This is a genomic window from Mycobacterium lentiflavum, assembly GCF_022374895.2.
GTDB classification, from domain to species: domain Bacteria; phylum Actinomycetota; class Actinomycetes; order Mycobacteriales; family Mycobacteriaceae; genus Mycobacterium; species Mycobacterium lentiflavum.
The window spans coordinates 5,578,293-5,590,484 of record NZ_CP092423.2; the positions used below are offsets into that span (position 1 = coordinate 5,578,293).

The window sequence follows — 12,192 nt, forward strand, 5'->3', positions numbered from 1 at the left end:
TCTATCGGCCCGTCCCCGCATACACCGTGGCCTCCTCCTCGCCGCCGAGGCCGAACGCCTCGTGCAACGCCACGACGGCCTTATCTAGTTCGGTGTCGCGGCACAGCACCGAGATCCGGATCTCGGAGGTGGAGATCAGCTCGATGTTGACGCCCACCTCGGCCAGCGCCTCGCAGAAGGTCGCGGTCACGCCGGGATGGCTGCGCATTCCCGCGCCGATCAGCGACACCTTGCCGATGTGGTCGTCGTAGAGCAGCTGGGTGAAGCCGATCTCGTCCTTGAGGGCGTCCAGCTTGGCCACCGCCGTGGGTCCGCTGTCGCGCGAGCAGGTGAACGTGATGTCGGTCTTGCCGTCCTCGACCTTGGACACGTTCTGCAACACCATGTCGATGTTTACGTCGGCCTCCGCGACGGCCCGGAAGACTCGGGCCGCGTACCCGGGGATGTCCGGGATACCGACGACCGTCACCTTGGCCTCGCTACGGTCGTGGGCGACGCCGGTGAGAAGGGGGCTTTCCATGGATATGTCCTTGATCGATCCGACAACGACGGTGCCTAGCTTGTCCGAGTACGACGACCTGACGTGCACCGGAAGGTTGTAGCGACGGGCGTACTCCACGCAGCGCAGCATCAGCACCTTGGCGCCGCAGGCGGCCATCTCGAGCATTTCCTCGAAGGTGACGGCGTCGAGTTTGCGGGCGTTGGGCACGATGCGCGGGTCGGCGCTGAAGATGCCGTCCACGTCGGTGTAGATCTCGCAGACGTCGGCCTTCAGCGCCGCGGCCAGCGCCACGGCGGTGGTGTCGGAGCCGCCGCGGCCCAGCGTGGTCACGTCGCGGCTGTCTTGGCTGACCCCCTGGAACCCCGCGACCAGCACCACATCGCCCTGCTCGAGCGCGGACTGCAAGCGCGTCGGCGTGACGTCGATGATCTTCGCGTTGCCGTGCGTGCCGGTGGTGATCACCCCCGCCTGTGAGCCGGTGAACGAGCGGGCGCGGGCCCCGAGCGATTCGACCGCCATGGCCACCAGCGCGTTGGAGATCCGCTCCCCGGCGGTCAACAGCATGTCCAGTTCGCGGGCTGGCGGCACCGGGCACACCTGCTGGGCCAGATCCAGGAGGTCATCGGTGGTATCGCCCATCGCCGAGACCACGACGACGACGTCGTTGCCCTGTTTTTTGGTCTCGACGATGCGTTCCGCGACACGACGGATCCGGTCGGCGTCGGCCACCGAAGATCCGCCGTACTTTTGTACGACGAGCGCCACTGTTTCCTGCCTTGCCTTCCCACCCACAGACGTGGTTCAAGTTCACAACAGGATACGTGGCGGCGCATCTTGTTTCTTGACCCGCTGGCGCGCACTGCAGCCTGCGGTTTTGGTCTCGATTGGGCGTAGTTTTCGCCGGGACGCTGATCGCGGTAGAGTTCACAGCGTGCAGCGGGTGTTCCTTCTCGGACGCCGCGACGGGGTCTGATCCAGACCGGCTTCCCGTCGCGGGTGTTCGCGATGCGCCGGTCTGAAGTCCCTTCTGACATCCCCGGAGCAATTACCGTGACCAACTATTCGCAGCCCGCCAACCCGGACGCATACACCTCGTCGTCTTTTGACGCCCGCACCGTGACGAAGCCCGCGGGCCCTACCCGGCCCGATCAGCCCGCGTGGAATCCGCAGCGCGGCTCGTCGATGCCGATCAACCGATACCGCCCCTTCGCCGACGAAGTGGAGCCCATCGCGCTCGTCGACCGCACCTGGCCGGACCGCGTCACCAGCCAGGCACCGCTGTGGTGCGCGGTGGATTTGCGCGACGGCAACCAGGCACTGATCGACCCAATGAGCCCAGCCCGCAAACGCCGCATGTTCGACCTGCTGGTTGCCATGGGCTACAAGGAGATTGAAGTCGGGTTCCCGTCGGCCAGCCAGACCGACTTCGACTTCGTGCGCGAGATCATCACCGACGGCGCCATTCCCGACGACGTCACCATCCAGGTGCTGACGCAATGCCGCCCGGAACTGATCGAGCGCACCTTCGAGGCGTGCCAGGGCGTGCACCGGGCGATCGTGCACTTCTACAACTCGACCTCAATCCTGCAGCGCCGCGTGGTCTTTCGCGCCGACCGGGCCGCGGTGCAGGCGATCGCGACCGACGGCGCCCGCAAGTGCGTCGAAGAGGCGGCAAAATACCCGGACACACAATGGCGCTTCGAATATTCGCCGGAGTCCTACACCGGAACGGAATTGGAGTACGCCAAGCAGGTCTGCGACGCCGTCGGCGAAATCATCGCGCCGACGCCGGACAACCCGATCATCTTCAATCTGCCCGCCACCGTGGAGATGGCCACCCCCAACGTCTACGCCGACTCGATCGAGTGGATGAGCCGCAACCTGGCCAACCGGGAGTCGGTGATCCTGAGCCTGCATCCGCACAACGACCGCGGAACCGCTGTCGCCGCAGCCGAATTGGGCTACCAAGCGGGTGCCGACCGGATCGAGGGCTGCTTGTTCGGCAATGGTGAGCGCACCGGAAACGTGTGCCTGGTGACGCTGGGGCTGAACCTGTTCTCCCGTGGTGTGGACCCGCAGATCGACTTCTCCAACATCGACGAGATCCGCCGCACGGTCGAGTACTGCAACCAGCTGCCGGTGCACGAGCGGCACCCGTACGGCGGCGACCTGGTGTATACCGCGTTCTCGGGCAGTCACCAGGACGCCATCAACAAGGGCCTGGACCAGATGAAGGCAGACGCCGACGCCGCGGACACCGATGTCGAAGACATGCTCTGGCAGGTTCCGTATCTGCCGATCGACCCGCGCGATGTCGGACGCACCTACGAAGCGGTAATCCGGGTCAACTCCCAGTCCGGCAAGGGCGGGGTGGCCTACATCATGAAGGCCGACCACGGCCTGGCCCTGCCGCGACGGTTGCAGATCGAGTTCTCACAGGTGATCCAGAAGATCGCCGATGGTGAGGGCGGCGAGGTGTCGCCGAAGGAGATGTGGGACGCGTTCTCCGAGGAGTACCTGGCGCCGATCCTGCCGCTGGAACGGATCAAGCAGCGTGTCGACGCCTCGGAGGAAGACGGCGGGACCACCCGGATCGTCGCGACCGTCAAGATCAACGGGACGGAGACCGAGATCAGCGGTGCCGGCAACGGCCCGCTCGCCGCGTTCGTCCACGCACTGGGCGATGTCGGATTCGACGTCGCCGTCCTGGACTACTCCGAACACGCGATGAGCTCCGGCGACGACGCGCAGGCCGCGGCCTACGTGGAGGCGTCGGTGGCCGGGCCGATCGCGAGCGCGGCGCAGCCGGGCGAAGCGGGTCGGCACGCAGACATCCCGAGGCGCACGGTGTGGGGGGTGGGCATCGCCCCGTCGATCACCACCGCGTCGTTGCGTGCGGTGGTGTCAGCGGTTAACCGCGCATCCCGCGGCTGACGGCACTACCGGCGTCAGGTTGCAGATCCGACCAGGCCCCGCCGCCATAGCGCTGGGCGGCGAGGCCTGGCATGAACCTGTCTTAGACGGCGAGCAACCGCTCGAAGAACTCGCGGTAGTTCATCAGGGCAACGCGCAGGTCCTCGGTCGACGCCTCTTCGCCGCGATCCCACTGCTCTTCTAGACGTGCACGCGCGTGGGCGAAGCTCGTCGTGAGCTGATCGATCACATCGGACACCAAGACATCGGCCTTCTGGACGCAATCCTTGGGGTCGTCGACGAACGCGGCTTGCACAGCGGCCCACCGACCACGCTTTTCGGTGAGATCGTCGTCGGCGAAAAGCACTCCCATCGTTGATGATTCGCGCTCGTCGACCGAATGCTGTTGCGCAGCCGCGAGCGGAGCGTCAACGCCTGCCGGCGGTTCGGCTGATGGTGCTGATGGTTCGGCCACGGTCTGCGACTCCTCGTAAGAATCGCTCGGTGCTTCTTGCTGGTGCGTAGTCATGCGCTTGCCTCCTGTGAGGTGTCCGTGTCTTTGGTTGCGAGCAACGTCTTGAAGAGCGCCCGGTAGTGCACGAACGCCTCACGCTGCTGCTCGGTGCTGACATCGCCGCGTTGTTGGGCCATATGGATACCGTGCGCGGTGCGGTAGTTGTCGACAATCTCCGGGTGATCTACCGAGATGTCAGCTGCCCGCCGATCAAAATCGTCGACGGGGTAACCCCGTTCGCGCATCACCTCGGTGACCAGACGATCTGCGACGCCGACGGCCGTCGACGGGTTGTCGACAAACCCGGTCTGAACCTGATTCCAGCGGGTCGTGAAGTCCGACAGAGCCGACGGCGTCAACGGAATGACGTCGAGCTTCTCTCGATTACGTTCTCGGGCAGTAAGTTCCGCTTCCGCCGCCGTTTGGTCCCCGGCCTCGGCTACCAGCCGTTCGTACTCGCGGCCGTAGTGTTGCTTTAGCCGCTGTGTTTTATTACGCCGACTAACGAAGCTTGCCGCCAAGAGCACTGCGGTCACCAAGACCAGAACGCCGGCCGCCACGAAAAACCATTCCCAAATAGCCATTTCCTCCTCCTCTCAACACATGTCGAATAGCCGGGGGCCCGCGGCTGCAAACGCGAATTCCTGAAGGTTCGCCGGGGCCCGGTCCACGGGGTCGGGGTCAGAAGTAGTGCCGCCGACCGCCGACAGCGCGCCCAGCGTTACCGAGGACTGCCAGAATCGCGCCGATGACGACCAAGACGATCCCGATGGTCCACAGGATGGACATTTTGAGCAGAAATCCCGCGACCAGCAGGATGATGCCGAGAATGATCATGATGAGTCTTCCCCTCTGAGTTGCCTGACTGAATTGTTTGGCCGGTTGCCCGACGCTGCGCTCAGTCGACCACCCCTAAGGGGGGTACCAATACACCCCTAAGTAGGTAATCTTCCCGGCATGCTGGCACCACCACGTGCGCCCATCACGGTCGCGCTCGTCGATGACTACGACATCGTGGTCAAGGGTGTGGCCAACATGCTTGACCCTTACCGCGACCGCGTTGTGGTCGCAGAACTCGACGCCACCATGCCGGTCAGCGATGCCGTCGACATCGCGCTGTACGACTCATTCGCTCAGCCCGAATCCGATCACGAAGAGATCGGGGTTCTGATCGCCAACCCTCAAGCCCGCCGAGTGGTGGTCTACACCTGGAACTTTCACCCTGACCTCGTCGAAAGCGCACGGCAACACGGAGCGCACGGCTACCTGTCGAAGACTCTCCCGGCACGCGAGCTGGTCGCCGCCTTGGAGGCCGTGCACTCTGGAGAGGTGGTTGTCAGCGATGTTGCGGGGCGGGCGCGCAGCGCGCCCGGGCTGGATTGGCCGGGTCGTGGCGAAGGGCTCAGCGACCGCGAAGCGGAGATCCTGGCGCTGATCACCCAGGGCAAGAGCAACGCCGATGTCGCACGATTGACCTACCTGAGCCCCAACACCGTGAAGTCCTACATTCGAACGATCTATCGAAAGCTCGGCGTCGCTAGCCGCACTCAGGCCGTGCTGTGGGGTGTGAATCACGGCTTCACGCCTGACCATCACCGCATCGAACACTGGCGCGGCGGTCCCTAATCGGAGCGGCGGCCGGTCAGAACAGCACGAGCTGGTCGTCGGCGCTGGTAGCGTCGACGAACTCCGCCATACTGGTGCCGCCGACCACGGTGCCCACGCCGTCCATGAACTGCGCGTCGGACACCACCGGCACGCCGAGCTGCCGAGCCTGGAAGCCCTTGCCCTGCTCGGGGACGGCGGCGTTGCAGACCACTAGCGAGGTCTCGCGGTCCACGACGTCGGTGTAGGCCAGCCCGGCGTGCAGGATCCGCTCGACGAGCTCCTCGTGGGTGCGCCGCACCTCGGAAGCCAGCGCCACCCGCATGCCCTGGACCAGCGGCCGGCCGCGGACATACGGCCCGGGGTTGAGGTAGGGGCACGGCATCCGGGTGGCCAGCGCCTTCAGCGGGCGCAGTTCGTCGTGGGTCACTCGGCCGTTGGGCCAGCGGCGCCGCGTGACGGGGCGCACCGGCAGCCAGATGTCGAGTTCGCGGGCGCGGCCCAACGCGGACGCGAGCACACCGGTCAACACCAGGGCGTCGTCGAAGGCGTCGTGCGGACGCTCCTGGGTCACACCCCAAAGCGCCGCGAGGGTCTCTAGCCGCAGGTTCTCGACGCCGAGGTCCAGGCGCCGGGCCAGCTCGACCGTGCACATGACGCTGTCGACGGGAAGTGCGATCCCGGCGAGCTCGGCCTCCGCGGCCAGGAACGCGTAGTCGAACGCGACGTTGTGGGCCACCAGCGTGCGGCCGCGCAGCACCTCGACCACGTCACCGACGATGTCATCGAACTGCGGCTGATCCTCGAGCATGGCGGCGGTCAACCCGTGCACGTGGGTGGGACCGGGGTCGACCCCGGGATTGAGCAGGCTGACGACGGACTGCTCGACGCGGCCGTCGGCATCGAGCCCGAGCACCGCGAGGCTGATGACCCGGGCCTGACCGGGCCGGAAACCGGAGGTCTCGACGTCAATCACGGCCCAACCCGCGTCCGGAGCGGTCGCCGGCCGGCCCCAAGGCGGCGGATTTGTGGGGCTCATGGACGACAGAATGGCACGTCTGACCGACATCACCACGTCGCTGCGCGGCCGTGTCGGCGGTTAGTTGGATCCGTGCGACCGCCCTTAAACTGCGCGGGTGATCACCACCCGCGCACGCCTGGCCCTCGCCGCAGGAGCGAGCGCGCGCTGGGCGTCGCGGATGACCGGGCGCGGCGCCGGAGCGATGATCGGCGGCCTGGTCGCGATGACGCTGGACCGCTCGGTCCTGCGCCAGCTCGGCGCGGGCCGGCGCACGGTCATCGTCACCGGTACCAACGGAAAGTCCACGACCACCCGGATGACCGCGGCCGCCCTCGGCACACTGGGATCGGTCGCCACCAACGCCGAGGGCGCCAACATGGACGCCGGCCTGGTCGCCGCCCTGGCCGCCGACCGTGACGCGGGACTCGCGGCCCTGGAAGTCGATGAGATGCACGTGCCGCACGTCTCCGATGCCGTCGAACCCAGCGTCATCGTGCTGCTCAACCTGTCGCGCGATCAGCTGGACCGGGTGGGCGAGATCAACGTCATCGAACGCACGCTGCGCGCCGGCCTGGCCCGTCACCCGAACGCCGTCGTCGTGGCCAACTGCGACGACGTGCTGATGACCTCGGCCGCCTACGACAGCCCGAACGTCGTGTGGGTGGCGGCCGGGGGCGCGTGGGCCAACGACTCGGTCAGCTGCCCGCGCAGCGGCGAGGTGATCGTGCGCGACCCCCCTGGTCGAGAGGGCCACTGGTATTCCACCGGCGCCGACTTCAAGCGGCCCAGCCCGCAGTGGTGGTTCGGCCCGGCCGATGGAGACGCGCTGTACGGGCCCGACGGGCTGGCCCTGCCGATGCGGCTGGCGCTGCCCGGCGCGGTGAATCGGGGCAATGCCGCCCAGGCCGTCGCCGCCGCCGTCGCGCTGGGCGCCGACCCCTCGAAGGCGGTCGCGGCCGTCGCGGGAGTCGACGAGGTCGCGGGCCGCTATCGGACCGTGCACATCGGCCGGCACGACGCGCGGATTCTGCTGGCCAAGAACCCGGCCGGCTGGCAGGAAGCGCTGTCGATGGTCGACAAGGACGCGGCCGGGGTGGTGATCGCGGTCAACGGGCAGGTGCCCGACGGCGAGGACCTGTCGTGGTTGTGGGATGTGCGCTTCGAGCATCTCGGGCACACATCCGTCGTGGCGGCGGGCGAACGCGGCACCGATCTCGCGGTGCGCCTGGGGTACGCCGGCGTCGAGCACACCCTGGTCCACGACACCCTGGCGGCCATCGCGTCCTGCCCGCCGGGACGCGTCGAGGTCGTCGCCAACTACACCGCCTTCTTGCAGCTGCACCGGGCATTGGCACGCCATGGCTGACCCTGGGTCTGTGTCCACAGTGCGGATCGGGCTGGTGTTGCCCGACGTGATGGGCACCTACGGCGACGGCGGCAACGCGCTCGTGCTGCGTCAACGGCTGCGGCTGCGTGGTATTGCCGCCGAGATCGTCGAGATCACGCTGGACGACCCGGTGCCGGACTCGCTGGACCTCTACACCCTGGGCGGCGCCGAGGACTACGCGCAGCGACTGGCCACCCGCCACCTGCTGCGGTATCCGGGCCTGCAGCGCGCCGCCCAGCGCGGCGCGCCCGTGCTGTCGATCTGCGCCGCCGTCCAAGTGCTCGGGCACTGGTACCAGACCTCGTCGGGAGAGCGGGTGGACGGGGTGGGCATGCTGGACGTGACGACGTCGCCACAGCAGGCGCGCACGATCGGCGAGCTGGTAAGTAAGCCGCTGCTGGCCGGGCTGACCCAGCCGCTCACTGGCTTTGAAAACCACCGCGGCGGCACCGTGCTCGGCCCCGACGCCGCACCATTGGGCGCGGTGGTCAAGGGCGCGGGCAACCGGCTCGGCGACGGTTTTGACGGCGTGATCCAGGGCAGCGTCGTCGCGACCTACATGCACGGGCCGTGTCTGGCCCGCAACCCGGAGCTGGCCGACCTGCTGCTCAGCAAGGTTGCCGGCGAGCTGGCGCCGCTGGAAATGCCCGAGGTGGACCGGCTGCGCCGCGAGCGACTGGCGGCGCGCTAGCCATGCGAGCCGTAACCATGACCGCCGGCGCCGCGCTGATCGCCGTGTGCATCGCGTCGCCGACGCCGGCGCGCGCCGACTCGGAAGTCCCGAGCGGCCGGTACAACGTGCTTTATCCGGACAACGGCAAATCGACCGCCTGGCTTTTCGCCCCGTGCGGATCGGACTGCACCCGGGCGACCTCGCAGGATGGCGGGACCTTGGTCATCAGCTGGGAATTCCACCTCGCCAACGGACGATGGACGCACAGCGGCACGGCCCAGGCGCCCTGTCCCAACGGCGCGTCGACCCCAGAGGCCCCAGCGGCACCCGTGACCGTCGACTACAGCTTCGATGCCGTGTCGCTGGCCGGCGTTGCGCAGACGACGACGTCGGACGCGTGCAGTGGGGAGCCCGGCAAGACCTTCACCAGGCCTTTCCAGTTGAGCAAGGCCTGAGACCGGCAGACCCCGTCCGACCTGCGCCACAAGGTTCCTTTTAGGGCGCTACCCGACCCTTCCGTTACGCCGACGCGCCCCGCGGCGGCTCGAGAAGGGGGTCCCCATGAGCAGCGCCTCAGCAACCACGGCCGCCATGACCACCAAGGCGCGCTTCGGCGCGCTCGCCGCGTTGCTCGCTGCGGCCGCCGCCGGCTGGGCGATCGGAATCGCCGGTGCCCACGCCGCCCCGAACGTTCCCGCTCCCCACATCACCGCCGGAATGCACGGCGATCCGGCCGCCGCGGCGCCCTACTGGCGTTATCAACAACAGCATCTCGACTGCGGCGAGATGGCGGTGGCCGACGTGATCGGCCAGATCAGCGGCCACGAGCCCAGCGAGGACGAGATCACCGCCGCGGCGGGAAACATCCCGAGCGCGGCTCACCCCGGGCCGATCTACCGCCCCGACGGCCGGACCAGCAATCATGACCTGGTCCCGCTACTGGAGCACTACGGCATCCACGCCGTCGCGGTGTACCCCAACACCGAAGCACTGGCGGTCGACCTGGATCACGGTCGCAAGATCATCGTCGGGGTCAACGACAACGTGATCTGGAACCGGCCCGGCAACCGGACCAAGGAAAACCACTTCGTGGTAGTCATCGGGATCGACTACGACGCCGGGGTGGTGCATCTCAACGACAGCGGCGTCCGCGCGGGCCAAGACGAGCAGGTCTCGATCGCGACGTTCGAAGAAGCGTGGGCGGCCAGCGACAACTTCGCCGTCGTGACCGCCTAACCGGCCGACGGGTCAGACCATGGACCGGCGGCCGATGAGCGCGCGGCCCAGCGTCAACTCGTCCGCGAATTCCAAGTCGCCGCCCATCGGCAGCCCGGACGCGATCCGCGTGACCGTCAGGCCCGGAATGTCGCGCAACACCCGGACCAGATAGGTAGCCGTCGCCTCCCCCTCGGTGTTGGGGTCGGTCGCGATGATCACCTCGGTGATGTCCACACCGTCGACCCGCTCGCCGATGCGGCTGAGCAGCTCCCGGATCCGTAGTTGATCGGGGCCCACACCGGACAGCGGATCCAGCGCACCGCCCAGGACGTGGTAGCGGCCGCGGAATTCGCGAGTGCGCTCGACGGCCTGGACGTCCTTGGGTTCCTCGACGACGCACACCTGCGAACCGTCCCGGCGCGGATCGCCGCAGATCCGGCAACGCTCGTCGTCGGACACGTTGCCGCAGACCGCGCAGAAGCGGACGCCGTCGCGGACCTTCCGTAGCACGGCGGTGAGTCGGTCGATCTCCGGCGGCTCGACCGACAACAAGTGAAAGGCGATGCGCTGCGCACTCTTTGGCCCGATACCCGGCAGCTTGCCGAGCTCGTCGATCAGATCCTGGACCGGTCCCTCGAACATCTAGGAGGTCAGAGCCCCGGCATCTGCGTCGGTGGGGCGGGCGGCGCGGGCGGCGCGCTCAAGCCGGCGGTCAGCGATCCCAGCTGCTCCTGTGCCATCTTGGTGACCTGTTTGGAGGCATCCACCATGGCGCCGACGATCAGGTCCTGCAACGTCTCGACGTCCGCGGGGTCGACGACCGATGGATCGATCTTGACGGCGACGACCTCGCCGCTGCCTTTTACGATTGCCTCGACCAGCCCGCCACCCGCCTGACCGCGGATCTCGGCGTTCGCGAGCAGTTGCTGAGCTTCCATTAGCTTTTGCTGCATCTGCTGCGCCTGAGCGAGCAGCGCCGACATATCGCCTCCGGGTTGCATGACAATCCCTTCGCATCTTGATCTCGAGTTGGTTTCGCCTGTGGATGTCGGGCGATTCGAAACACCCAGCGTAGACCGCGCGACGTTACCTTTGCGCCGTGGACCAACGAGTGAGCAGGCGTGTCGGAATCAAGACGGGGATCAGCATGCTGGTCGCCGCGTCGACCCTAATCGTCCCGACCGCGACCGCGACCCCATCCAACATCGCCGGCATGGTCGTTTTCATCGATCCCGGCCACAACGGCGCCAACGACGCGTCCATCGGCCGGCAGGTCACCACGGGCCGGGGCGGCACCAAGGATTGCCAGACCAGCGGGACCGCGACCAACAGCGGTTACCAGGAACACACCTTCACCTGGGACACCGCGCTGCGAGTCCGCGCCGCGCTGACCGCACTCGGTGTCAGGACCGCCCTGTCCCGGGGCAACGACAACGCCCTCGGACCGTGTATCGACGAGCGCGCCAACGTCGCCAACTCGTTGCGGCCCAACGCGATCCTGAGCATCCACGCCGACGGCGGTCCACCGTCCGGGCGCGGCTTCCATGTGAACTATTCGGCCCCGCCCCTCAACCAGGTGCAGGCCGGACCGTCGGTGCAGTACGCGCGGATCATGCGCGACCAGATGCAGGCCGCCGGTATCCCGCCGTCCACCTACATCGGCCAGGGCGGGCTGTACGGACGCTCGGACCTGACCGGTCTCAACCTGGCGCAATACCCCGCGATCCTGGTCGAGTGCGGCAACATGAAGAACCCGGTGGATTCGGCGCTGATGGAGTCTGCCGACGGCCGGCAGAAGTACGCCGACGCACTCGTCCGTGGCGTGGCGGGCTTCCTGGCCACCCAGGGCCAGGCACGCTGACCGTGGCGGTTCGGCAATTCGGGTAGCGGCGATGCCTTACAGCCGGTAGCGTTGACGACAGTTTGCGGGCCCCTGGCTTGGGCGGTCAGGAGACCAGATCTCTTGCGGCCCTAGCGGTTTCGCTGTGCGGATCTGACTGCGCGAAAATCGCGGCTAACATATCGCTAACATCAAGAACTTTGCCGAAACCCCTGTTGGAGCCCGTTTTGGTCTACTAGGGTTTGTTCCACTCATGTCGATTAGACGTGTGGGGAGAATCGGTGAGCGACAAACGGTCGGCGACAACTTCGTCCAGGTCAACGACGACCATCAGCACCGCAAAGGGTGGGCTCCCGCAGCCGTCGACACCTGTGGATAAGCGGTTCACCACAGGGTGGCCGTCGCGGTGGTTTTCGACTGTCTCCCGCGCTATCGCACCGGTACATGGCCATGGAATCTTCGGAACCCGGAACCGGCTAAGGCCTTTATTGCGTAAGCCTTTTGGGTAAGGGCGGTCGG

Annotated in this window: 14 protein-coding genes; 7 read left to right on the forward strand and 7 right to left on the reverse strand. The window is 67.1% G+C overall.

Annotated features, from left to right (window positions below; genetic code table 11):
- Position 1: 1 nt before the first annotated feature.
- Positions 2-1,267, reverse strand: a complete 1,266-nt coding sequence (locus MJO58_RS26050) for an aspartate kinase (RefSeq protein ID WP_090607661.1) — start codon at positions 1,265-1,267, stop codon at positions 2-4.
- A gap of 240 nt (positions 1,268-1,507) precedes the next feature.
- Between MJO58_RS26050 and leuA the strand changes: the two genes are divergently transcribed.
- Entirely contained in the window at positions 1,508-3,436 is a 1,929-nt protein-coding gene (gene leuA, locus MJO58_RS26055) for a 2-isopropylmalate synthase (RefSeq protein ID WP_239721429.1), read from the forward strand.
- An 82-nt stretch (positions 3,437-3,518) separates the two neighbouring features.
- Here leuA and MJO58_RS26060 read toward each other — a convergent pair whose 3' ends face one another.
- From MJO58_RS26060 to MJO58_RS26070, 3 genes are all read right to left on the reverse strand, one after another.
- A complete protein-coding gene (locus MJO58_RS26060; RefSeq protein WP_090607663.1) occupies positions 3,519-3,944 on the reverse strand; it encodes a hypothetical protein in 426 nt (141 codons plus the stop codon).
- Positions 3,941-4,513 (reverse strand): hypothetical protein, encoded by a 573-nt coding sequence (locus MJO58_RS26065; protein WP_239721430.1) that lies wholly within the window; start codon positions 4,511-4,513, stop codon positions 3,941-3,943. Before MJO58_RS26065 ends, MJO58_RS26060 begins: the two co-directional genes overlap by 4 nt.
- Positions 4,514-4,610: 97 nt before the next feature.
- The gene (locus MJO58_RS26070) at positions 4,611-4,766 is read right to left on the reverse strand and encodes a DUF6131 family protein (RefSeq protein ID WP_090607667.1); all 156 of its coding nucleotides are present in this window, start codon (positions 4,764-4,766) and stop codon (positions 4,611-4,613) included.
- A gap of 120 nt (positions 4,767-4,886) precedes the next feature.
- Between MJO58_RS26070 and MJO58_RS26075 the strand changes: the two genes are divergently transcribed.
- Entirely contained in the window at positions 4,887-5,555 is a 669-nt protein-coding gene (locus MJO58_RS26075; RefSeq protein ID WP_090607669.1) for a response regulator transcription factor, read from the forward strand.
- A gap of 16 nt (positions 5,556-5,571) precedes the next feature.
- Here the strand turns inward: MJO58_RS26075 and MJO58_RS26080 are convergent, their stop codons facing one another.
- Positions 5,572-6,573 (reverse strand): DEDDh family exonuclease, encoded by a 1,002-nt coding sequence (locus MJO58_RS26080; RefSeq protein ID WP_239721431.1) that lies wholly within the window; start codon positions 6,571-6,573, stop codon positions 5,572-5,574.
- 97 nt (positions 6,574-6,670) lie between these two features.
- On the opposite strand from MJO58_RS26080, the gene MJO58_RS26085 reads away from it, so the two are divergent.
- The 4 genes from MJO58_RS26085 (at position 6,671) to MJO58_RS26100 (ending at position 9,851) form a co-directional block, all read left to right on the forward strand.
- Positions 6,671-7,921, forward strand: a complete 1,251-nt coding sequence (locus MJO58_RS26085) for a Mur ligase family protein (RefSeq protein WP_239721432.1) — start codon at positions 6,671-6,673, stop codon at positions 7,919-7,921.
- A gap of 19 nt (positions 7,922-7,940) precedes the next feature.
- Positions 7,941-8,633 carry a type 1 glutamine amidotransferase gene (locus MJO58_RS26090; RefSeq protein ID WP_434086389.1) on the forward strand — a complete coding sequence of 231 codons (693 nt, stop codon included), beginning with the start codon at positions 7,941-7,943 and terminating at the stop codon, positions 8,631-8,633.
- Positions 8,634-8,635: 2 nt separating this feature from the next.
- Positions 8,636-9,070 carry a hypothetical protein gene (locus MJO58_RS26095; RefSeq protein ID WP_090607675.1) on the forward strand — a complete coding sequence of 145 codons (435 nt, stop codon included), beginning with the start codon at positions 8,636-8,638 and terminating at the stop codon, positions 9,068-9,070.
- A 106-nt stretch (positions 9,071-9,176) separates the two neighbouring features.
- Entirely contained in the window at positions 9,177-9,851 is a 675-nt protein-coding gene (locus MJO58_RS26100) for a C39 family peptidase (RefSeq protein ID WP_239721434.1), read from the forward strand.
- A 12-nt stretch (positions 9,852-9,863) separates the two neighbouring features.
- On the opposite strand, the gene recR is transcribed toward MJO58_RS26100, so the two are convergent.
- Complete coding sequence (recR, locus tag MJO58_RS26105) at positions 9,864-10,475, reverse strand: recombination mediator RecR (RefSeq protein ID WP_239721435.1); 612 nt, start codon at positions 10,473-10,475, stop codon at positions 9,864-9,866.
- A gap of 8 nt (positions 10,476-10,483) precedes the next feature.
- Complete coding sequence (locus MJO58_RS26110) at positions 10,484-10,834, reverse strand: YbaB/EbfC family nucleoid-associated protein (RefSeq protein ID WP_090607683.1); 351 nt, start codon at positions 10,832-10,834, stop codon at positions 10,484-10,486.
- A 98-nt stretch (positions 10,835-10,932) separates the two neighbouring features.
- On the opposite strand from MJO58_RS26110, the gene MJO58_RS26115 reads away from it, so the two are divergent.
- Positions 10,933-11,694, forward strand: a complete 762-nt coding sequence (locus MJO58_RS26115; RefSeq protein WP_239721436.1) for an Rv3717 family N-acetylmuramoyl-L-alanine amidase — start codon at positions 10,933-10,935, stop codon at positions 11,692-11,694.
- Positions 11,695-12,192 lie beyond the last annotated feature (498 nt).

Bases quoted from the DNA above. Each gene is read 5' to 3' on its own strand.
- leuA (WP_239721429.1), top strand. From the start codon at position 1,508: ATGCGCCGGTCTGAAGTCCCTTCTGACATCCCCGGAGCAATTACCGTG.
- MJO58_RS26060 (WP_090607663.1), bottom strand. From the start codon at position 3,944: ATGACTACGCACCAGCAAGAAGCACCGAGCGATTCTTACGAGGAGTCG.
- MJO58_RS26065 (WP_239721430.1), bottom strand. From the start codon at position 4,513: ATGGCTATTTGGGAATGGTTTTTCGTGGCGGCCGGCGTTCTGGTCTTG.
- MJO58_RS26070 (WP_090607667.1), bottom strand. From the start codon at position 4,766: ATGATCATTCTCGGCATCATCCTGCTGGTCGCGGGATTTCTGCTCAAA.
- MJO58_RS26075 (WP_090607669.1), top strand. From the start codon at position 4,887: ATGCTGGCACCACCACGTGCGCCCATCACGGTCGCGCTCGTCGATGAC.
- MJO58_RS26080 (WP_239721431.1), bottom strand. From the start codon at position 6,573: ATGAGCCCCACAAATCCGCCGCCTTGGGGCCGGCCGGCGACCGCTCCG.
- MJO58_RS26095 (WP_090607675.1), top strand. From the start codon at position 8,636: ATGCGAGCCGTAACCATGACCGCCGGCGCCGCGCTGATCGCCGTGTGC.
- MJO58_RS26100 (WP_239721434.1), top strand. From the start codon at position 9,177: ATGAGCAGCGCCTCAGCAACCACGGCCGCCATGACCACCAAGGCGCGC.
- recR (WP_239721435.1), bottom strand. From the start codon at position 10,475: ATGTTCGAGGGACCGGTCCAGGATCTGATCGACGAGCTCGGCAAGCTG.
- MJO58_RS26110 (WP_090607683.1), bottom strand. From the start codon at position 10,834: ATGCAACCCGGAGGCGATATGTCGGCGCTGCTCGCTCAGGCGCAGCAG.